The 21,409-nt window shown below is 71.5% G+C and carries 16 protein-coding genes and 1 pseudogene; 3 read left to right on the forward strand and 14 right to left on the reverse strand.

Features of this window, described 5'->3' with window-relative positions:
• Nucleotides 1-174: 174 nt before the first annotated feature.
• The 12 genes and pseudogenes from HNQ58_RS03340 to gpmI form a co-directional block, all read right to left on the reverse strand.
• Entirely contained in the window at nucleotides 175-1,020 is an 846-nt protein-coding gene (locus HNQ58_RS03340; protein ID WP_183947367.1) for a methylated-DNA--[protein]-cysteine S-methyltransferase, read from the reverse strand.
• Nucleotides 1,021-1,196: 176 nt separating this feature from the next.
• Entirely contained in the window at nucleotides 1,197-3,377 is a 2,181-nt protein-coding gene (locus HNQ58_RS03345; protein WP_425504143.1) for a carboxy terminal-processing peptidase, read from the reverse strand.
• Nucleotides 3,378-3,653: 276 nt separating this feature from the next.
• Nucleotides 3,654-4,667, reverse strand: a complete 1,014-nt coding sequence (gene lipA / locus HNQ58_RS03350) for a lipoyl synthase (protein ID WP_183947369.1) — start codon at nucleotides 4,665-4,667, stop codon at nucleotides 3,654-3,656.
• Nucleotides 4,668-4,720: 53 nt separating this feature from the next.
• Nucleotides 4,721-5,389 (reverse strand): lipoyl(octanoyl) transferase LipB, encoded by a 669-nt coding sequence (gene lipB / locus HNQ58_RS03355; RefSeq protein ID WP_343057160.1) that lies wholly within the window; start codon nucleotides 5,387-5,389, stop codon nucleotides 4,721-4,723.
• The gene (locus HNQ58_RS03360) at nucleotides 5,377-5,655 is read right to left on the reverse strand and encodes a DUF493 family protein (RefSeq protein WP_183947370.1); all 279 of its coding nucleotides are present in this window, start codon (nucleotides 5,653-5,655) and stop codon (nucleotides 5,377-5,379) included. The genes lipB and HNQ58_RS03360 overlap by 13 nt, the downstream gene beginning before the upstream one ends.
• A gap of 79 nt (nucleotides 5,656-5,734) precedes the next feature.
• Nucleotides 5,735-8,011: an MtrB/PioB family decaheme-associated outer membrane protein gene (locus HNQ58_RS03365; protein ID WP_183947371.1), complete on the reverse strand. Its 2,277-nt coding sequence runs from the start codon at nucleotides 8,009-8,011 to the stop codon at nucleotides 5,735-5,737.
• A 30-nt stretch (nucleotides 8,012-8,041) separates the two neighbouring features.
• Nucleotides 8,042-8,977 carry a DmsE family decaheme c-type cytochrome gene (locus HNQ58_RS03370; protein ID WP_221301126.1) on the reverse strand — a complete coding sequence of 312 codons (936 nt, stop codon included), beginning with the start codon at nucleotides 8,975-8,977 and terminating at the stop codon, nucleotides 8,042-8,044.
• Nucleotides 8,978-9,007: 30 nt separating this feature from the next.
• Nucleotides 9,008-9,973, reverse strand: coding sequence for an ethylbenzene dehydrogenase-related protein (locus HNQ58_RS03375; RefSeq protein WP_183947372.1), 966 nt, complete (start codon nucleotides 9,971-9,973; stop codon nucleotides 9,008-9,010).
• 35 nt (nucleotides 9,974-10,008) lie between these two features.
• On the reverse strand, nucleotides 10,009-10,611 hold the full coding sequence (locus HNQ58_RS03380) for a NapC/NirT family cytochrome c (protein WP_183947373.1): 603 nt from the start codon (nucleotides 10,609-10,611) through the stop codon (nucleotides 10,009-10,011).
• Nucleotides 10,612-10,862: 251 nt separating this feature from the next.
• Nucleotides 10,863-12,104, reverse strand: a pseudogene (locus tag HNQ58_RS03385) (S41 family peptidase); the annotation flags it as partial.
• A gap of 107 nt (nucleotides 12,105-12,211) precedes the next feature.
• Nucleotides 12,212-13,378, reverse strand: coding sequence for a murein hydrolase activator EnvC family protein (locus HNQ58_RS03390; protein ID WP_183947375.1), 1,167 nt, complete (start codon nucleotides 13,376-13,378; stop codon nucleotides 12,212-12,214).
• Between the two features lie 167 nt (nucleotides 13,379-13,545).
• Nucleotides 13,546-15,081 carry a 2,3-bisphosphoglycerate-independent phosphoglycerate mutase gene (gene gpmI, locus HNQ58_RS03395; protein WP_183947376.1) on the reverse strand — a complete coding sequence of 512 codons (1,536 nt, stop codon included), beginning with the start codon at nucleotides 15,079-15,081 and terminating at the stop codon, nucleotides 13,546-13,548.
• A 122-nt stretch (nucleotides 15,082-15,203) separates the two neighbouring features.
• Here gpmI and HNQ58_RS03400 point away from each other — a divergent pair, with 122 nt between their 5' ends.
• The 3 genes from HNQ58_RS03400 (at nucleotide 15,204) to HNQ58_RS03410 (ending at nucleotide 18,206) form a co-directional block, all read left to right on the forward strand.
• Complete coding sequence (locus HNQ58_RS03400) at nucleotides 15,204-15,866, forward strand: DUF4097 family beta strand repeat-containing protein (protein WP_183947377.1); 663 nt, start codon at nucleotides 15,204-15,206, stop codon at nucleotides 15,864-15,866.
• A gap of 72 nt (nucleotides 15,867-15,938) precedes the next feature.
• Nucleotides 15,939-17,651: a M28 family metallopeptidase gene (locus HNQ58_RS03405; RefSeq protein WP_183947378.1), complete on the forward strand. Its 1,713-nt coding sequence runs from the start codon at nucleotides 15,939-15,941 to the stop codon at nucleotides 17,649-17,651.
• Nucleotides 17,652-17,786: 135 nt separating this feature from the next.
• A complete protein-coding gene (locus HNQ58_RS03410; protein WP_183947379.1) occupies nucleotides 17,787-18,206 on the forward strand; it encodes a hypothetical protein in 420 nt (139 codons plus the stop codon).
• Between the two features lie 285 nt (nucleotides 18,207-18,491).
• Here HNQ58_RS03410 and HNQ58_RS03415 read toward each other — a convergent pair whose 3' ends face one another.
• Both HNQ58_RS03415 and HNQ58_RS03420 read right to left on the reverse strand, forming a co-directional pair.
• A complete protein-coding gene (locus tag HNQ58_RS03415) occupies nucleotides 18,492-19,436 on the reverse strand; it encodes an alpha/beta fold hydrolase (protein WP_183947380.1) in 945 nt (314 codons plus the stop codon).
• Between the two features lie 4 nt (nucleotides 19,437-19,440).
• Entirely contained in the window at nucleotides 19,441-21,315 is a 1,875-nt protein-coding gene (locus HNQ58_RS03420) for a M1 family metallopeptidase (protein ID WP_183947381.1), read from the reverse strand.
• Nucleotides 21,316-21,409: the final 94 nt, after the last annotated feature.

Genomic DNA, 21,409 nt, shown 5'->3' on the forward strand with positions numbered 1-21,409 from the left:
GCGCTTTCCCCGCTTCCCGCTTCTCGGCTCAGCCTCCGGCCGCCGACCATGTCGTTCTGCAACAGGGCGGGCTTCAGGGTCGCTGCGGCCACCGCTGTGGCAGTCGCCATGGCGGCGTTGCGCGAACCACCGGGCCGCAATCGCGGCCAGGGCCGCTCCCACACGACCATGGCCCTACACGTCGGCCTTTTCGGCGGCGAGCAGGGCCTGCTTGCGCGGCAAGCCCCAGCGGTAGCCGCCGAGGCTGCCGTCGCCGCGGATCACCCGGTGGCAGGGCACCAGCACGGCCAGACGGTTCTGCGCGCAGGCGCGGGCGACGGCGCGCACCGCGCGCGGCGCGCCGATGGCGGCGGCGATCTCGCCGTAGCTGCGCGTCTGGCCGGGTGGAATGCGCATCAGCGCCTGCCAGACCTTGTGCTGGAAGGCGCTGCCGACGACCTCCAGCGGCAGCTGCCCGTGCAGGCGGCGACCCTGCAGGGCCTCGGCGACCGCGCGCACGCGCGGGGCGACGAACTCGTCGGCGCCGGCGTCGACGCGCTCGAGCGTGGCGTGCGGGAATTCGGCGCGCAGTTCCGCCTCCAGCGTGGTCTCGTCCTCGCCCAAGGACACCGCGCAGACGCCGCGCGCGGTCACCGCGACCAGGGCGCGGCCGAGGCGGGTGTCGATCACGGTCCAGCGGAGCGTCTCGCCTTCGCCGCCGCGGCGGTAGCGGGCGGGTGTCATGCCGAGCCTGGCCGCGCCGTTCTCGTAGATCCGGCTGGGCGAGCCGAAGCCGGCGTCGTAGAGCGCGGTGGTGACGTCGGCGCCTGCGCGCAGTCCGCGCTTGAACGCCTGCAGGCGGCGCTGGGCGCGGTATTCGGCCGGCGTGAGGCCGAAGCGGGCGCGGAAGCGGCGCAGCAGCGCGTGCGGGCCGATGCCGATGGCATCGGCGAGCTGCTGCAGGCTGTGGTCGTCGCGGTCGAGCAGGCGGCGGGCCTGCTCGACGGGATCGTTGCTGAGGTGGGCTGCGGCCTGGGACATGCGGTCACCTTAGCCGGCGGCAGGTGGGGCGACTATCCGCGTTTTGCGCCCCGGGCCGCGGTCGCCGCTGCGGCAACGGCCATCGCCGCCATGGCCGCACCCGCAGCGGTCGGCCTGCCTGCGGACGGCGGCGCCAGGATGCTCCCCAGCGATTTCCGACGCCCGATTCCGGGCCGTCAATCGACCCAGGCGAAGCCGCGCCGCTCGGCCTGCACGTGGGCGTGCACGCGGCTGGCCAGCTGGTGGTCGCGGCTGAGCAGCTCGATGGCGTCGGCGAGGATCGCGGCCGACTCGCGCAGCAGGGCGTCGGGGCGGCGCTCCTCCTCGCGTTCGGCGGCGGCGTCGGCAGCGACGTCGCGCTCGTCGGCCTGCAAGCCGTCGTCGCTGCTGCGGGCCAGGCTGGGGGCGTCGATGCCCAGCGCCTTGCGCGCCTCCTCGCGCGCCCTGCGGCGGGCCTCGATGCGCTCGCGCTCGGCGCGGCGCACGTCGATGTTCAGCGAGATCTCCTTGCGGGCACGCTGGGCACGGTACTCGGCCACGTCCTCGCGCCACCACTGGAATTCAGGGTCCTCGGCCACACGCGCCTCGTGGCGCTCGGCGAGCAGCGGCAGCAGCGGCCCGAAGTCACCCAGGCGCGGGTGTGGCACGGGCGCGATCTTCGTCCACGGCAGCGCGTTGTCGTAACTGCTCTCGCCGTACTCGCTGGCGTCGAGGGTGACCGGGAACTGGATGTCCGGCAGCACGCCCTTGTGCTGTGTGCTGCCGCCGGTGGGCCGGAAGAACTGCGCCACCGTCAGCCGCACCTGGCCGAAGCGCGGGGTCTCGTTGCGCGGCCAGCGGTCCAGGTCGATCAGGTTCTGCACGGTGCCCTTGCCGAAGGTCTGCTCGCCGATGATCAGGCCGCGGCCGTAGTCCTGGATGGCGGCGGCGAAGATCTCCGAGGCCGAGGCCGAGGCGCGGTTGGTCAGCACCGCCAGCGGGCCGTCCCAGGCCACGCCGCCGCTGCGGTCGGACTCGACGCTGACCCGGCCGCCGGCTTCGCGCACCTGCACCACCGGGCCGGAGTCGATGAACAGGCCGGTCAGCTCGATCGCCTCGTTGAGCGAGCCGCCGCCGTTGTTGCGCAGGTCCATGACCACGCCGTCGACCCGCTCGGCCTTCAGCTCGGCGAGCAGGCGGGCGACGTCGCGGGTGGCCGAGGTGTAGTCGGGGTCGTTGCGGCGGCGGGCGTCGAAGTCCTGGTAGAAGGTCGGCAGGGTGATCACGCCGATGCGGCGCTGGCCATCCCCGGTGTCGATGGTGAGGATCGAGCGCTTGGCGGCCTGCTCCTCCAGCTTGATCTTGTCGCGCACGATGGCGACCTGCTCGTGCTTGCCGTCGAGGCCGGCCTCGGCCGGCAGCAGTTCGAGGCGTACCACGCTGTCCTTCGGGCCGCGGATCAGGTCGACCACGTCGTCGACGCGCCAGCCGACCACGTCGGTCATCGGGCCGGAGCGGCCCTGGCCGACCGCGACGATGCGGTCGCCGGGCTTGACCTTGCCGCTCATCGCCGCCGGGCCGCCCGGCACGATCGAGCGGATGACGATGAACTCGTCCTGCCGCTGCAGCACCGCGCCGATGCCTTCCAGCGACAGCCGCATGGAGATGTTGAAGTTCTCCGAGGTGCGCGGGGTCATGTAGCCGGTGTGCGGCTCGATGGCCGTCGCATAGGCGTTCATGAAGGTCTGGAACACGTCCTCGGACTTGAGCTGGCGGATCCGTGACTCGAGGTTGGCGTAGCGCTTGTCCAGGGTCTTGCGGATCTCCTCGTCCTTGCGTCCGGCCAGCTTCAGGCGCAGCACGTCGTTCTTGACGTACTGCCGCCACAGCTCGTCGAGCTCGGCGCGGTCGGCGGCCCAGGGCTGGTCCTTGCGATCCAGGCGCCAGGTTTCGTCCTTGCCGAAGTCGAAGTCCTTCCCGACCAGCGCGCGGGCGTGGGCGACGCGCTCGCCGACGCGCTGCACGTAGACGTTGAAGATGTCGAACGCCGGCTGCAGGTTGCCGGCGCGGATGGCGTCGTCCAGGCGGGTGCGCCAGACGTCGAACTTCTGAATGTCCTCGGCCAGGAAGAACAGCCGCTCGCCGTCGAGCGCGTCGAGGTAGCGCTTGTGGATCTCGGCCGAGAGGGCGTCATCGAGTGGGCGCGGCTTGTAGTGGTAGCGGCTGTCGCTGAGCAGGCCGTAGACCAGCCGCGCCGCGCCTGCCTGGTCGGCGGTCGGCGCCAGCCCGACGTCGGCGGAGGGGCCGGGGCCGCTCTGTGCCGCCATCGTGAACGGCAGCAGGGCGACCAGCAGCAGCAAACCAAGACGCTTGAACATCGGTACTTTCCTCGCGGCCATGACGGCCGAAACCTTCGATCCCGGACGGGGCGCGGAGTTCGGGCCGTCAGCTTGCGCCGCGGGTCCGGACCGGGCCTGTGCCAGACGTAACCGCCCGCGTCCACTATGCCGCATTCCGGCGCCGATGGCTGAATCGTCGGGAAAGCTGCGATTCGGGGCACGGGACCCGGAAAAACGGCCGCCTGGCACGCAAGCGGCAGGCCTCCGATGCGGCTCATCCCGGCAAAGCCGGGATGAGCCCCGAGCCCTGGCTTCTCAGCCCGTGACGCCCGCTTCCGCCGCCATCCGGTCGGCGTGGTAGGACGAGCGCACCATCGGGCCGGAGGCGACGTGGCTGAAGCCGAGTTCGTAGCCGAGCTTCTCCAGCGCGGCGAATTCGTCCGGGGTCCAGTAGCGCATCACCGGGTGGTGGTGTGGCGTCGGCTGCAGGTACTGGCCGATGGTGACCATGTCGACGTCGTGGGCGCGCAGGTCGCGCAGCGCTTCGGCCACCTGCTCGAAGGTCTCGCCCAGGCCGAGCATGATGCCGGACTTGGTCGGGATCGCCGGGTGCTGCGCCTTGAAGCGCTGCAGCAGGGTCAGCGACCACCGGTAGTCGGCACCCGGCCGCACGTTCGGATACAGCGGCTGGACGGTCTCGATGTTGTGGTTGAACACGTCCGGCGGGGCGGCCGCGAGGATCTCCAGCGCCCGGTCCATGCGGCCCTTGCCGCGGAAGTCGGGCGTGAGGATCTCGATCTTGGTGCCGGGACTCAGCGCGCGCACCCGGGTGATGCAGTCGACGAAGTGCTGGGCGCCACCGTCGCGCAGGTCGTCACGGTCGACCGAGGTGATGACGACGTACTTCAGGCCCATGTCGGCGACGGTGCGCGCCAGGCTCTCGGGCTCGCCGGGGTCGGGCGGCTTGGGCCGGCCGTGGGCGACGTCGCAGAACGAGCAGCGGCGGGTGCAGACCTCGCCGAGGATCATGAAGGTGGCGGTGCCGTGGCCGAAGCACTCGTGGATGTTGGGGCAGCTCGCCTCCTCGCAGACCGTCACCAGCCGGTTCTCGCGCAGCTTGGCCTTGAGCTTCTGCACCGCATTGCCGGACGGGATGCGCACGCGGATCCAGCTCGGCTTGCGCAGCACCGGCGCGTTCTGGTCGAACTTGACCGGGCTGCGGGCGATCTTGTCCTCGCCGAGCTGCTTGCGGCCCGCCTCGAGCGGACCGGCGCCGCCGGTGTCGACGATCTGCAGCGGAATGGACTTGATGGCGGCGGTGTCGGTCATGAGGGCGGCGTCGTGGTGTGCGGGCGCGGCTCACGCCGCTCCTGCAGGGGAAATCAGGCGGCGGCCAGGTCGGGGAGCTCCGGTGTCCATTCCGGCGTCAGGCCGAGCTGGCGCGACAATGCCGCGACCAGCGGCGGCTTGACCGCGTCCAGGCCCGATGGGCCGCCCAAGTCTAGCACCGAGGTCACCTGCAGGCCCTGGTAGCCGCAGGGGTTGATGCGCCGGAACGGCTCCAGATCCATGGCGATGTTGAAGGCCAGGCCGTGGAAGGTGCAGCCCCGCCGCACCCGCAGGCCCAGCGCCATCACCTTGGCGCCATTGACGTACACGCCGGGGGCGCCGTCCTTGCGGTGGGCGGCGATGTTCCAGTCGGCCAGCACGTCGATGACGGCCTGCTCGATGCGCTCGACCAGCTCGCGCACACCGAGGCCGAGCCGGCGCAGATCCAGCAGCGGGTAGGCGACCAGCTGGCCGGGGCCGTGGTAGGTCACCTGGCCGCCGCGATCGACCGGGATCACCGGGATCTCGCCCGGTGCCAGCACGTGCTCCATCTTCCCGGCCTGGCCGAGGGTGAAGACCGGGTCGTGCTCGACCAGCCACAGTTCGTCCGGGGTGTCCGCGCCGCGGGCGTCGGTGAGCCGCTGCATCGCGCGCCAGACCGGCTCGTAGGGCTGGCGGCCGAGCTCGCGGACGCGCCAGGCGCGTCCGGTCACAGCGTCCACCTGACCTCCGGACAGGCGCGCAGGGCGCCGTGGGCGGCGTCGTAATCCTCGCGGCTCTGGGCCACGAAGCTCACCGTCACCGAGACGTAGTTGCCCTTGGCGGAGGGGCGGATGCGCATGGTCTCCTCCAGCACGGTCAGGCCGGCCGCCTGCAGGCGGGCGGGGACGAGCAGGTGCAGCTCGCCCTCGACCGCGCCCATGGCGCTGATCTCGAAGGTGCCGGGGAACTGGAAGCCGTGCCCGGGGTTGTCGGAGCGGATGGTCATGGCTCCGATTATCGGGGCGGGGGCGGCGAATCCCAAGCCGGAGGCGGTACGCCCCGACCCGTCGTGCGCACACCGTGCATCAGAACCGGTAGACCAGCGACACCGCGACCACGTGGGCGCGGTAGTCGGGGCTGTCCTCGGCCAGCAGGATCACGTTGGCGAGCTGGTTGGCGGCGACGCCGTCCAGCGCCCAGTCGGTCGAGCGGTAGCGCTCGTACCAGTAGCGCAGGCGCACCGACCAGTCGCCCTGCAGCCGCAAGCCGCCGTGCAGGCTCAGCGAGTCCAGCCGGGTGGTGTTGGGCGGCAGCGCGGCAACGTTGAGCGCGCTGCCCGCGGTCAGATCGATGGCGTTGTCGGAGCGGGCGTAGAGCAGGTCGGCGCCGAGCTGGTAGCGGGCCGGACGCGGCTTGAAGGCGACGCCGAGTCCGGCGCTGTCGACTTCGTCGCGATGGCGGGCGCGCCAGCGCCGCGCCGGGTCGACGGCGTCGGCCAAGCGGGTGGCGGTGCGGATGCTGGCGCCGGTCTGGTCGAAGTCGAAGGTCTCGCGGCTGTAGAAGCCGTGGAAGGACAGCGCCTCGGCCGGCACGAAGGCGGCATCCAGCGTCAGCGCGCGGGCGCGGGCGGCGGTCAGGCCGAGCTCCGAGCGCGTGTAGTCCTCGTCGGCCCAGCTGCCGTCCAGGCCGAAGGTCCAGCGCGGGGTCGGGGTGAAGTTCACCCGCAACTGCGCGCGCTCGCGCTCGCGGTCGGCCAGATACCAGCGGCGCAGGCCGGGCGGGTTGTCCCATTGGCCGGGAACGGTGGCGGTGTAGGCCGGCGCGTAGCCGGACAGGAACGGCTCGCTGCCGTGGTAGGTCGAGCCGCTGCGGTCGGCGCGCGACAGCGTCAGCGAGGCATCGACGCGCTCGCCGAAGCCGCGCTGCAGCGAGAGCGAGAACAGATCCTCGTCGGCGCGCTCGCGCACCGAGTAGGTGCGGTTGGTCTGGCGCCGTTCGATCGCGCCCGACAGCCGGGTGCGGCCGTCGATGCGCCAGCCGGCCTCCACCCGCAGGCGCTGTTCGCGGAAGCTGGCCGGCTCGTTGAAGCGGCGCCGGCTGCTGGTGGCGGACGCGTCCTGGTTCTGCGAGTCGCCGCCGATGTAGACGTATTCGTCGCGCGGGGTGCGGTTGTCGCGGTCGTCGTAGCGGTAGCTGGCGGCCCAGTGCAGCCGCGGGTGCGGGCGCGAGCTGATGCGCAGGTTGGCCACGGTGGTGTCGATGCGGCCGTCGAGCGAGGCGCGCGGCAAGGGCTGCACGATACTGGCGGCCAGTACGGGGTTGACGGTGTAGGGCAGGAAGGGATCGTTCTGGGTCATGCGCCCGAGGGCGATGTCGGCGGTGACGCGGGTGCGCGCGGAAACATTCCAGCCGCCCAGCGCGCTGGCCTGGTGGAAGCGGTTGTCGGGCGGCAGCGCGGCCCGTCCCTGCCCGCCCGGATAACCCACGCCCGGCGCCCAGCCGGCGATCTGTGCGAACGGGTTCTGCCAGGTCAGCGCGGTGTTGGCGTTGTCGAACCCGGACAGGTGGTAGCGCAGCTCGAACTGGGTCTTGCGGCCGGCGTAGCGGGCGGCAGCGTCGAATTCGCGGGTGCGGTGGTCGATCGGCTCGGGCAGCAGTGCGGCGCGCGGATTGCCGCCGCTGTTGCCGATCACGCCGCCCAGGCTCTTGAGGCCGTCGCGCTCCTCGTGGCGGATGCCTGCGGTCAGTTCCCAGCGGCCCGGCAGCAGTTTGGCCAGGCCCAGGCCGACGCGGCGGCGCTCCACCTCCAGCTCGATCTCGCCCAGGTTCGGCAGCAGCCGCGTCATTGCGGCGGTGTTGGCACCGGCGACCCAGCCGGCCGGCAGGGTGAGGGTGTTGCCGCCGATGCCGGTGAACGGCGTCTTGACCGTGCCGCGACGGGTCGGCATCTGGTCGTAGTCGATGCGCACGCGGTAGTCGCCCTGGCGGCCGAACTCCACCCGCGCCTCGCGCGAGCGCAGGCCGAGGTCGTCGGCGCGCACGCGCACGTAGTCGGCGCTCGCCCCGTCATGCGGGCCGCGACGCAGATACTCCAGCCGCAGCACACCGTAGCCGCCCTGTTCGTCGAAGCCGCGCCGGCGGCCGAAGCGGACGGCGTCGTCGCTGATGTAGCCGAGGCCGAATTCGAGCGTGTTGCGGATCTGCGTCAGCTCGGCGAGCTGCTCGGCGTCGGGCGGCGACGTGGTGGGCTCGTCGAGCGTGAATTCGTCCTCCTGCGCCAGCGCGAGGGCCGGCGTCAGCAGGGCGACGGCGATCGCCGATCGCAGCAGCAGCGGGCGGTGTGGGAGCGTTCTGGCGGTCATGGCGCACCTCGACGCGGAGTGGGGCGCCGGTCAGCGCGTGATGCGCGGGCCGGACGGGTGGTTGCTGCCGTGCACCTGCGAATGGCAGTTCAGGCAGTTCTTGCCGAGCAGTTGCTGGGCACCGGAGGGGGTGGCGGTGCCCGGCAGGCCGGTGCCGCTGTAAGCGGTGCTTGGATGCATCTGCGCCAGGTGGCACTGCTGGCACAGGAACGGCCCGCGCGTCTTGAGCATGGCCGGATGCACCGCGCCGTGCGGGCGGTGGCAGATGGTGCAGTCCTCGCGCACCGGCGCGTGTTCCCACAGGAACGGGCCGCGTTTCTCGGCGTGGCAGGTGTAGCAGGTTTCGTTGACGGTGGTGGCGGCCAGCAGGGTCGGGCCGCTTCCGCCGTGCGGGTTGTGGCAGTCGCTGCACGCGACCTTGCCCTCGTGCACCGGATGCGAGAACGGCCGCAGCATCTCGGCGCGCTGGGTCTTGTGGCAGGCGTAGCAGACGTCGGCCTGGGTGGCCTTGGCCAGCACCGGGTCGGCGCCGGTGTGGATGGTGTGGCAGGAGCTGCAGCTCAAGTCCGCGAAGTCGTGCGCGCTGCCCTGCCAGTGCATCCGCGCGCTGCCCTCGTGGCATTGCAGGCAGACCTGGTTGCCGGCCGCGGTATGCGACTGCGCGCCCTGGAACAGCACGTCCGGCGCCGCACGCTGGCCATCGCGTGGCGGACGCATGTGCGCCTCGCTGGGGCCGTGGCAGCTCACGCAGGCCTGGTCGGCGAACGGCGTGCGCGGGTCGGCCATCACCGCGTGCGGCGACTTCAGGATCGACAGCACCGGGTACTCGTCGGCCTCGTCGTGGCAGCGGGTGCAGGTGCGGAAGCCCTCCTTTTCCGCGTGGACCGGCGGCTGCGCCAGCGCGGGCGCCAGCCACAGCGCCAGGGCGAGCAGCAGCAGGTGGGCGGATCGCGTCGATGTGTCCATGGGCTTCTCCCCGGTGGTCCGCTTCGCCGGTCAGCGCTTGCCGGCGACGAAGTCGGCGTTGCCGCCGTCGAGCGTCAGGCTGTGCTCGAACGAGACGTAGTGGTGGCGGTGGTCGGCATGGCCGTCGTGGACGGCGAACGCGACCATGTAGGTCTTGCCCGGTTCCAGCGTCTTCTGCCCACGCGCCACGGCCTTGAGCGGCCGGCTGAGCAGCACCGTCCACTCGCCATCGGCGAAGCTGGCGTCGGCACGCACCGGCGTCTGCGGATCCATGCGGCGCCGCTCGAGGATGTAGGCGCCGACCGCCTGCGCCGCCTGGCCCGGGTTGAGCTTGGCCTGCCAATATTCCAGGAACACGCCCTGGTCGATGAGCTGCTCGAGTTCCGCGTCCGGCTTGAGGTTCTCGCCGCCGCCCTGGCGGGTCAGCCGCACCCGCGAGGCGCCGAGATATTTCTGGATGCGCCCGCCTGTCGGCGCGCTGGCCATGCCCATGGCGTCGTCGTGGCAGCTGCCCCAGCAGCCGGCGCGGCCGGCCTCGCGCACGCTGCCGTCGTCGAGCATCACGGTGACGCGGCTGGCCACGTCCGGGTCGAGCTTTTTCGCCAGCGGTGGGCCGGCTTTCCATCGCAGGTGGAAGTACAGCCGTTCGCCGTCGTGCGCGGTCTTCACCCGCAGGGCAAGGCTGCCGGCCTTGCCGGGGATCGGCGCCGGTTCGAGCGCACCGCCGCCGACGATGGAGGCGCCGATGTCGCGCTCCTCGCCTTCGTGGCAGCTGCGGCAGCTGCGGCCCTCGCGTAATTTCGGCCCGCCGCTGTGGTCGCGCTCGGTCAACACCCACTCCCATGAAGCCTGACCGGGGTAGAACAGCACCAGCTCGCGCTCGGGCACCCGGCTCCAGTCGACCGCCTGCGCCGGCAACGCAGCCAGCAGGAGCAGCAACCAGGCGCCGGCGTGGGGCAGGTGCGTGGTCGGGATGTCGTGTGCCTGTCGGTTCATGGGTCCACCTCCGCGCGGGCCGGGCCGCCGCCGTTTCAAAGGGTGAAGTCTTCTTCCTCCGCCGCTTCGGGCCGGGCGGGGAGCTTGTGGGCGATGCCCTGATGGCAGTCGATACAGGTTTCGCCACTGACCTGCGCGTCCAGGTGCCTGGCGCGGGCGCGTGGTTTCTGTGTCTCCAGCGTCATCTGCATGGGGTCGTGACAGGCGCGGCATTCGCGCGAGTCGTTGGCCTTCATCGCCGCCCAGACCGACTCGGCCAAGCGGCCGCGGTGCGCCTCGAATTTTTCCGGGGTGTCGATGCGGCCAAGCAGGTGGCTCGGCACTTCGACGAAGGTGGCCTTGATCTTGCGTGCCAGCTTGGGAACGAAGGCGCGCGGCACATGGCAGTCGGCGCAGGTGGCGCTCACGCCGCTGTTGTTGCGGTAATGCGGCGACTCGCGGTACTCGGCGTACACGAACTCGCGCATCTCGTGGCACGAGGTGCAGAATGGCATCGTGTTGGTGTATTCGACGAAGCCGGTGAACCCGGCCGCGAAGACGATCGCCGCGATGAAGCCCGCCCCCAGCAGCGTACCCGCCGCGACACCGGCGCTCGGCCGCCGCAACCATCGCCATAACCGTGAAATGCTGGCTCGCATGGCGCGCTCCCCATCGGCCACGACCCGTGATGCCTTGGCCCGTTGCGTGCGCATGCCGCCCCGCCGCGTTGCCCGGCGCATGCACGCGCGTTGGCGGTGGCTGGGCCACCGCACCTGTCGCTGCGAGTGCACTCTAGGCGCGGATGCCGCGCCCGTTTTTGACTTCGATCAAGCCGGCGGGCAGTGGCGCCCCGGCGCGTTCATTGCGCCCCGGTCCGTGCCGGATCGCGGGCGCCGAACACGTTCAGACCCTTGAGCACGTTCAGCGCCTCGCGGACCGCAAAATCGACCTCCTCGCCGCCCGCATCGTCCGCCGGGACGCTGTCCTCCTCGTCACCGCGCAGGTGGCCGGGCAGGTCGCGCTCGCGCAGGCTGGGCGGGCGGGTGTCGGCGCGGCGCTCGTAGTCGTCGGCCAGGACGATGTCGGGCTTGATGCCGGCGGCCTGGATCGAGCGGCCGCTGGGGGTGTAATAGCGCGCGGTGGTGAGCTTGATCGAGTCGCCGTTGTCCAGCGGCAGCACGGTCTGCACCGAGCCCTTGCCGAAGCTGCGGCTGCCCATCACCAGCGCGCGGCGGTGGTCGCGCAGGGCGCCGGCGAGCACTTCCGCGGCCGAGGCGGTGCCGCTGTCGATCAATGCCACGATCGGCGCACCGGCCAGCAGGTCGCCCGGGGTGGCCCTGAACTCGCTGGCCGAGAACGGCAGGCGGCCCTTGGTGGAAACGATCACGCCGGTGTCGAGGAAGGCATCCGCGGCCTCGATGGCGGCGTTGAGCAGGCCGCCCGGGTTGCTGCGCAGGTCGAGCACCAGGCCGTGCAACGGCGCGTTCTTGGCGAGCTCGCGCAGGCGCTTGCGCAGATCCGGGCCGGTGTCGCTCTGGAAGGTGCTGATGCGCAGATAGCCGTAGCCGGGTTCGAGCAGGCGGGCACGGACGCTGGTGATGCGGATGGTCTCGCGCGTCACCGCCACGTCCAGCGGTGCGGGCTGGCCCTCGCGCAGTACGGTCAGGGTGACCGTGGTGCCGGGCTCGCCGCGCAGGATGGCGACGGCGGCTTCGACGCTGTCGGCCTCGATCGGGCGGCCATCGATGGCGGTGATGATGTCGCCGGGGCGCATCCCGGCGCGCGCCGCCGGGGTGTCGTCGATCGGCGCGATCACCAGCAGGCTGCGGTCGGGCTGCTGCACCAGCTCCAGGCCGATGCCGTCGTAGGCGCCGGTGGCTGCCTCGTTCAGGCTCTGGGTCTGCTCGGCGTCGAGGTAGGCGCTGTGCGGGTCGAGATCGGTGAGCAGGCCACGGATCGCCGCCTGCATCAACCGCTCGTCGCTGACCTCGTCGACATAGGCCTGCTTGACGGTGCGGAACACCGACACGTAGCGCTTGATTTCCTCCAGCGGCACGGCCTCGGCCGGCGGCGCCATCTCCGGCGGCTCCTGGGCCAGGGCGGGCGCGGGGAAGGACAGCGGGAGCAGCAGGCAGAGCGCGCGTTTGTTCATGCGGTCGATTATGTGGCGCGGGTCCGGGGGATGCCAGACGCAGGCCGGGATTCGGGAAAAAGCATCACAGTCCCGTCATCCCGGTCCCCGGTTTCCGGCTCCCGGCCCTACCGCCGCTGCAGCCAGTTGCGCGGGTCCACCGGCTTGCTGTTCTGGCGCAGCTCGAAGTACAGCGCGGCACGGCCCTGGCCGCCGGAGCTGCCGACGCTGGCGAGCGGGTCGCCGGCGCGCACCCAGTCGCCGGCATCGCGGAGCAGGGCGTCGTTGTGGGCGTACAGGCTCATCCAGCCGTCGCCGTGGTCGACGATCACGATCAGGCCGTAGCCCTTGAGCCAGTCGGCGAAGGCGACCCGGCCGTGCGAAATCGCCCGCACCTCGGCGCCGGCGGTGCCGGCGATCAGCCAGCCTTCCGAGGCACGGCCGTCCGGCAGTTTGCCGCCGAAGCCGGTCAGCAGCGCACCGGACAGCGGCCACGGCAGCGTGCCGCGGCGCTGGGCGAAGGGGCGGCCGTCCTCGATCTGGCGCGGCACGTCGGCGAGCGCGTCGCGCAGGCGTTCGAGCAGCTGCACCAGCGCCTTCTCGTCGCGGCCGAGCGCGGCGATGCGGGCAGCGGAGTCCTTGTGGCGGGCGTCGAGTTCGGCCACGAGCGCGCGGCGCTGCGCGCGCTGGTCCTCCAGCTCGGCCAGCTGGCGCTGCTGCGCGTCGCGGGTGGCGAGCAGATCGGCGCGCTTGTCCTCGACCTGCTTCGCCAGGTCGGCCAGCGCCTGCAGTTCGTCGAGCAGACCGCGGATGCGTTCGCTGCGGTCGGCCTGCAGGTACCGGTGATAGGCCATCACGCGGGCGAGGTCGGCGACCCGGTCCTGCGCCAGCAGCAGTTTGAGCTGCTCGTGGCGGCCGAGCGCATAGGCCGAGCGCATGAGCGCCGCCAGCGTCTCGCGCTGGCTGGACAGGCGCTGTTCGAGCGTCGCCTTGTCGCGCTCGAGCCTGGCCAGTTCGGCCTCCCGGGTGGCGATGCCGGCCTCGGTCTGGCGCAACGCGCGCGCCGCCGCGCCGACCTGCTGGTCGGCCTCGCGCACCGCGCGCGCCGCCTCACCGCGTTCGCCCTCGAGTTGGCGTTGCTGCTGGGTGAGCGTGCGGATCTGCGTGCGTACCTGTTCGAGTTTCTGCGCGGCTTCGGTTTCCTGACGCTTGCGCTGCGCGGGGTCCTGCGCCCCGGCGGCCGGGAGGCCGTGCAGGGCGAGCAGCAGGACGAGCAGGACGCGGCGAGGGGTCATGTCAGGGGGGCGGCAGTCGGGAAGCGGGAAAGAGCATCACAGACTCGTCATCGCGGCGAAAGCCGGTCTGGCGGCTGGCAGGGGTGCGTCATGCCTCCGGCCCTGGGGTGGGGCCTTGCGGGACAGGCTGCACGCTTCTTCCGATTTCCGATTCCCGAGTCCCGGCTTCACTCCAACACCACCAGCGACTCGCCCGTCATCTCCGCCGGCTTGGGCAGGCCGAGCAGGTGCAGCACGGTGGGGGCGATGTCGCGCAGTGCGCCGCCGGCGCGCAGCGTGGCGGGGCGGCCGAGGTAGACGAACGGCACCGGGCCGACGGTGTGGGCGGTGTGCGGCTGGCCGGTGGCGGGGTCGCGCATCATCTCGATGTTGCCGTGGTCGGCGGTGACCAGCATCTCGCCGCCGACCGCCTCGATCGCGGCGCGCAGTTGTCCCAGCGCGTCGTCCACGGCGCGCACCGCGCGGATCGCCGCCTGCATGTCGCCGCTGTGGCCGACCATGTCGGGGTTGGCGATGTTGCAGACGATGAAGTCGAAACGCCGCGCGCGGATCGCCTCGACCAGCTTCGCGGTCACTTCCGGACAGCTCATCTCCGGCTTCAGGTCGTAGGTGGCGACCTTGGGGCTGGGCACCAGGATGCGCTCCTCGCCAGGCAGCTGCCGCTCGCGGCCGCCGGAGAAGAAGAAGGTGACGTGCGCGTATTTCTCGGTCTCGGCGATGCGCAGCTGGGTCAGGCCGTGCGCCGCGAGCACGTCGCCGAGCGTGTTGCGCAGATCCTCGGGCGGGAAGGCGACCGGCGCCGGCAGCTTCGCGTCATACTCGGTCAGGCAGACGAAGCGGGACAGCGCGATCGGGCGCGGGCGGGCGAAGCCGTCGAAGTCCGGCTTCACGAACGCTGCCGTCATCTGCCGTGCGCGGTCGGCGCGGAAGTTCATGAACACCACCGCGTCGCCGTCGCGCATCGGCGCGCCGCCGGCGATCACGGTCGGCTTGACGAATTCGTCGTTCTCGCCGCGGGCGTAGGCGGCATCGAGCGCGGCCAGCGCATCGGTGGCGGCGAACTCGGCCTCGCCCTCGGCGATGGCGCGATAGGCGGCCTCGACGCGGTCCCAGCGCTGGTCGCGGTCCATCGCGTAGTAGCGGCCGATGACGCTGGCGATGCGGGCGTTGCCCAGTTCCTCGCACTTGGCCTGCAAGGCGCGCAGGCTGGGCCCGGCCGAGCGCGGCGGCATGTCGCGGCCGTCGAGGAAGGCGTGCACGGCGACGCGCTCGACGCCCTGCCGCTTCGCCAGTTCCAGCATCGCGAGGATGTGCGCCTCGTGGCTGTGCACGCCGCCGGGCGAGAGCAGGCCGAACAGATGCAGGGTGCCGCCGGCCCGCTTCGCCGCCTCGCAGGCGGCGACCAGCTCGGCGTTGGCGAAGAAGCTGCCGTCCTCGATCGCCGCGTCGATGCGGGTGAGGTCCTGGTAGACGATGCGGCCGGCGCCGATGTTCATGTGGCCGACTTCGGAATTGCCCATCTGCCCGTCCGGCAGGCCGACGAACCGGCCTTCGGTGTGCACCAGCGTGTGCGGGCAGTCGGCCAGCAGGCGCCGCCAGTGTGGCGGATCGGCCTGAGCGATGGCGTTGTCGGTGGGATCCTCGCGATGGCCCCAGCCATCCAGGATCAGCAGCAGCACGGGCTTGGGTCGGGTCACGGTCATCCGGGTCTTCCGGCACGGGCCGGTGAAGTCGAAAAAAAGGATTGTATCGGAGCCGTTTAAACCGTCGCCGTGACGTCGGCATCGAAGTTCCGGACCGCCACCACCACCCGGAGGGACACCCGATGAAACGCATCCTGCTCGCCCTGGCCCTGACCGTCGCCTGTGGCAGCGTCGCCGCCCAGGAGAACATCAGTCGCTTGAACGGCGCCATCACCGCCGAGGCCGGAAAGCACTACGGCAAGCTGGACACCGTCAACGGCGGCATCCGCATCCGCGCCGGCGCGGTCGTGCGTTCGGCCGAGACCGTCAATGGCGGCATCACCGTCGACGACGAGGCCCAGGCCGGCGCGCTGGAGACGGTCAACGGCGGCATCCGCCTGGGCGAGCGCGTGCAGGTCGCCGGCAATGTCGCCACCGTCAACGGCGGCGTGCGGATCGACCGCAACAGCCGCGTCGACGGCGAGGTGCGCACCGTCAATGGCCGCATCGAGATGGAGGCGACCGAGGTCGGTGGCGGACTGGAAACCGTCAACGGCGATGTCACGGTCGGCACCGGCTCGACCGTGCGTGGCGGGCTGACGGTGCGCAAGCCGAGCGGCAGCGGCTTCCGCTGGAACCTGTTCGGCGGCCAGTCGCGCGACCCGCGCATCGTGATCGGCCCCGGCGCCAGCGTGCTCGGCGAGCTGGTGTTCGAGCGCGAGGTCGAGCTGTTCGTCCACGAAACCGCTAAGATCGGCAACGTCAGCGGCGCCAGCCCGCGCCGCTTCTCCGGCGATATGCCATAAGTCCCGCGCCCGCGGCCGCGGGTTGTGGATAGAATCCGGGGTTCCCACGTCCGCGCTGGAGACCCCCGGATCATGCAACGCAGCCTGCTCGCCCTCGCCGTCGCCAGCCTCGCGCTGGCCGGCTGCTCGAAAGAAGACGCGCCGCCGCCGGCCGCCGAGGCGCCCGCGGTATCGCACGTGGCGCCACCGCCGGTCACCGACCACAGCTTCGGCCCGGAGATCTCGGCCGAGGATTTCGCCGCCCACGTGCAGACCCTGGCCTCCGACGAGTTCGAGGGCCGCGCCCCGGGCGGCCCCGGCGAGCGCAAGACGATCGAGTACATCCAGGGCCACTTCGAGCGCCTGGGCCTGCAGCCCGGCAACGGCGACAGCTGGCTGCAGGCGGTGCCGATGGTGGAAACCACCGCCGCACCGGACACCTCGCTGACCCTGCACCTGGGTGACGAGGCCCGCGCGCTGGTGTTCGGCAAGGAGATGGTGATCGGCACCCGTACCGGGCAGCCGGAGGTGGTGCTCGACCACAGCGAGCTGGTCTTCGTCGGCTACGGTGTGCATGCGCCGGAGCTGGGCTGGAACGATTACGAGGGCCTCGACGTCAAGGGCAAGACGGTGGTCATGTTCGTCAACGACCCCGGCTTCCACACCGGCGACGAGAGCCTGTTCGAAGGCCGCCGCATGACCTACTACGGCCGCTGGACCTACAAGTTCGAGGAGGCCGCGCGCCAGGGCGCCACCGGCGCGCTGATCGTCCACGACGACGCCGGCGCCGGTTACGGCTGGGGCGTGGTCGAGAACAGCTGGACCGGCCCGCAGTTCGATCTGCCGACCAGCGTCGATCCCGAGCCGCGCCTCCCGCTGCAGGGCTGGATCACCCAGGAGGTGGCACAGGCGCTGTTCGCCCATGCCGGTCTCGATCTGCGGGCGCAGTACCAGGCTGCCACGCAGCGCGGTTTCAAGTCCGTGCCGCTGAACGCCGCGATCAGCACCACGCTGCGCAGCAGCACCCGCGAGGCGGTGTCGAACAACGTGCTCGGCCTGCTGCCCGGCCGCACCCGCCCGGACGAGGTTGTCATCTACATGGCGCACTGGGACCACCTGGGCCGCAGCTTCGGCGGCGTCGGCGACCGCATCTTCAACGGCGCGGTGGACAACGCCACCGGCGTGGCCGGCATCCTGGAGATCGCCGAGATGTTCGCCACCCAGCCGGCGCCGGAGCGCTCGGTGCTGTTCCTGGCGGTGACACTGGAGGAGTCCGGCCTGCTCGGCTCCAAGTACTACGCCTCCAATCCGGTGATCCCGCTGCACAAGACCGTGGCCACGATCAACATCGATGCCATCCAGCCGATCGGCCCGACCCGCGATTTCGTCGTGGTCGGCAAGGGCAGCTCGGAGCTGGAGGACATCCTCGCGCCGATCGCCGCCGCGCAGGGTCGCGTGCTGGTCGAGGAGAGCCAGCCGGAAGTCGGCATGTATTTCCGCTCCGACCACTTCAACTTCGCCAAGGCCGGCGTGCCCTCGCTCTACGCCAAGGGCGGCGTCGACCACCGCGAGCACGGCCGCGAGTACGGCATGGAGCTGGTGCGCGACTACACCGCCAACCGCTACCACAAGCCCGGCGACCACTTCGACCCGAACTGGGACCTGCGCGGCATCGTCGACGACCTCGACGCGCTCTATCAGGTCGGCCGCGAGCTCGTGACCTCCGACCGCTGGCCCGAGTGGTACGAGGGCAACCCCTTCCGCGCCGCCCGCGAGGCGTCGATGCGAGACGCCGGCGCGAACTGATCGCGCCATCGCGATGACGCGAAAACGGCGCCTCCGGGCGCCGTTTTCGTTGCCGGTCGCGTGGCCACGCTCACCCGCGATTCATGGCCGCGTTCCGAGACTGGCCCGCGACACGCCAGTCCGAGGGAGCCCGCCATGCGCGCCATCGCCGCGACCGCCCTGGTCGCGTTGTCCGCCGCCGCCTGTTCGCCCGCCTCGCAGGACGGCGCGGCGCCGCGAGACGGCGGGCCCACGTCCGCGGACCCGGCACCCGGCTTCCGCGCCATCGGCCAGGAGCCCGGCTGGCTAGCCGAAGTCGCACGCGGCGACGCGCCCGCCATCCGCCTGCTGCTCGACTATGGCGAGCGCCGCCTGACGCTGCCGCGGAGCACAGCCTTCGATGAGGATGGCAACCGCAGCTTCGGTTACCGCGGCATGGCCGATGGCCTGGCGGTCGAGTTGCGCATCCACCGCGAAACCTGCCACGACACGATGAGCGGCGAGGCCTTCGAGACCCGCGTCGAACTGCGCGTCGGCGAGGAGCGCTTCGACGGCTGCGGCATGTTCCTGCCCTGACGCGGCATGTCGATGCCGTCCTTGCGGGCAACGCGCGCGAGTGGCCGGTCGCCGGCAGGCTGACGGAGGCATCGGGCAAGGTCTGGACAAGTCCATCCTGGACTTGTCCGGCCGCTGCGCGACACGCAGCGGCCCAACACGCCATCCATCACGCGCGGCAGCGCGACTCGATCGGCGTTGTCTCGACCCGAAGGCCGGCGCGTTCGCGACGAACCGCCCCCTGCACGACCACCGCGTCAGGATTCGCCCGGACACGACCGTCCGGGCGGTAGCGAGCACCCGCGCTCAGCGCGCTCCGCCCGCGAACCGGCGCAGTGCGTCGGCCACCTCGCCCGGCCGCTCCATCGGCGGCATGTGTCCGCAGCCTTCGAGGATCACCGTCTGGCTGTGCGGCAGGCCGGCGGCGAACACGTCCGCCGCACTGACGTCGATCACGCGGTCGTCACGGCACCACAGCAGCAGGGTCGGCATGGTCAGCGCATGCAGCCGCGTCTCGAGCAGGAAAGCCTGCGGCTCGCGGTGGGTGCGGTCGAGCACCTCGCGCTCGAACTCGAGACTGGCGCGGCGGCGTCGCGCCAGCGCTTCGTCGACCGGCCACGGCACGAACGGCGGATCGCTGAAGATCAGCGCCAGGTAGCGGTGCAGCGAGGCGCGGTCGGTGACGGCGAAGGGGTGCTCGCCGGCGAGCACCTGGCGGGCGAAATCGTTGATCTCGAAGCGCACGCCGGCGGCCGACATCAGCACCAGCTTCGGGACGCGCCCGGGGTGTGCGGCGGCGGTCAGGCCGGCGGTGAAGCCGCCCATCGAATGCCCGACCAGCAGCGCGGTCGGGGCGTCCAGCGCGGCGAGGAAGTCGGCCAGGCGCTCGGCCTGTGCCTCGACGCCGTAGTCGGCGCCGGGCTGGCGTTCGCTCTCGTTCCAGCCGGGCAGGTCGGGCGCGATCAGGCGGTATTCGTCCTGCAGCTCGCGCATCAGCGGCAGCCAGCCCTCCTTGAGCCCGGTGAAGCCGTGCACCAGCACGATCAGCGGTGCGTCGGCCCGGCCGCTTTCGAGGTAGGCCCAGCGATGGCCGGCGGCGTGGAGGGTCTTCTCCTGCGCGCCGGCCAGCCAGCGCAGGCGGGCGTATTCGCCTTCCAGCAGCCACTCCGGCCGCAGCAGGGCGACGAGCAGGCCCGCCGCAAGCAGGACGCCGGCGCCGGCGAGCAGGAGACGGCCCGCGCGCCGGCGCACCGGCTCACTCCGACAGTGCCTGCGCGGCACGGGCGAACAGCGCTTCGACCGCGCCGGTGGTGATCGGGTGGTAGCCCGGCCGCGCCTCGGCGAACACCTGGCGGGCGAACTCCAGCCCCTCCGGCGACTGCGCCAGCGCCTCGTAGATCGGCATGATCAGCTTGCGGCGGCCGATCTTCTTCAGGAAGGCGGCGATCGCCGGCCGCGCTTCGAAGTACCCGCTGCGCACGGTCAGTGGGTACCAGCGCATGGCGATCTCGCCGTTGGCGGTGTTGGTGAAGCGGAACGCCTCGTCCAGTTCGATCAGCTGGTTGGCCGGCAGGGTCTCCGGCAGCCCTTCGAGGAAGTGCACCCACTCCAGGCTGGACCAGTCGCCGGTGGCGATCTCGCGCGCCGCGAGGCGGCCCTCGAGCCAGCGCGCGCGGGCGCGGTCGATGGCCGCGAAGCGTTCGCTGACGGTGTCCGGCGCCGACTCGGGCACGCCGGGCTGGTGCAGCCAGGCCTGCAGCTCGGCCTCGGTGACGGCCCGCGGCTTCTTCTTGATCAGGTGCTCGCGCAGGTAGGCGATGAAGTCGTCGCTGGTCACGCTGCGGAAGGCATGGGCATCGAACCAGCCGCGCAGGAACGGATCGAACAGCTCGCGGCCGAAGCGCTGCTCCAGGAACTCCAGGAACCACGCGCCCTTGGCATAGGGCACCGAGGACAGCGCCTCGTCCGGGTCCTCGCCCGGCATCGGTGCCAGCACCAGCAGCTGTTGCGCGGGCTCCAGCCGTTGCAGCTCGGCCAGCAGACCGGTGCGGCGGATGACCCGTTCCATCCGGGCGCGCTCGACGCCGTACACCGCTTCGACGATGCGGTTCTCGACGTACGTGGTGAAACCCTCGTTGAGCCAGATGTCCTTCCAGCTCGCATTGGTGACCAGGTTGCCCGACCAGCTGTGCGCCAGCTCGTGGGCGATCAGGCCGGTGAGCGAGCGGTCGCCGACGATCACCGTCGGGGTGATGAAGCTCAGGCGCGGGTTCTCCATGCCGCCGAACGGGAAGCTCGGCGGCAGGATCAGCAGGTCGTAGCGCTCCCAGCGGTAGGGGCCGTAGAGCGATTCGGCGACCTGGATCATCCGCTCGGTATCGGCGAACTCGTCCGCCGCGGCCTCCACCATGACCGGTTCGGCCCAGACACCGGCGCGCGCGCTGATCGGCCGGAACACCAGGTCGCCGGCGGCGATCGCCAGCAGGTAGGAAGGGATCGGCTGCGGCATGCGGAACACGTAGTCGCCCGTGCGCGCCGCGTTGGGATCGTTGTCGGCGCTCATCAACGCCATCAGCTGCGGTGGCGTGCTGATGCGGGCGCTGTAGGTGAAGCGAACCGAGGGCGTGTCCTGCAAGGGCACCCAGCTGCGGGCGTGGATCGCCTGCGACTGGCTGAACATGAAGGGGTGCTGTTTGCCGGCGGTCATTTCCGGTGTCAGCCACTGCAGGCCGGAGGCCTCCGGCGAGGTGCGGTAGCGCACGCGCACCAGCTCGTACTGGCGCGCCATGCGGATGGTGAGCTTGCTGCCGAAGACCGGATCGGCCTCGGCCAGTTCGAAGTCGAGCCGGCGCCAGCCGCCATCGCCGGACTTGCCGAGCACGCGCTCGATGTTGAGGTCGCGGGTGTCGAGCACCAGCTGGCGGTGCTTCGGATCCTGCCAGTCCAGCCGCAGGTCGGCACGGCCGCGCAGCACCCGCTGCTCGAAGTCGATGCGCAGGTTCAGGCCGATGTCGGCAATCCGGACCTTGTCCGGCTCGGCGTAGCTGTGTTCGTCGCTGCGGCGCTCGGCGGACACCGGCGCGGCGGCGAGGCTGGCGGCGAGGAAGGCGGTCGCGAGCAACTGACGCATGATCGGTTTTCCATGGACGCGGCGCTGCCGAGTCTAACCGAGAGCGCCGGGAGAGAAGCGGTCGGCGGTCACCTCCGGGGACGCTCCCGGCGGC

It is taken from the genome of Rehaibacterium terrae (assembly GCF_014202935.1).
Taxonomy (GTDB): Bacteria; Pseudomonadota; Gammaproteobacteria; order Xanthomonadales; family Xanthomonadaceae; genus Rehaibacterium; species Rehaibacterium terrae.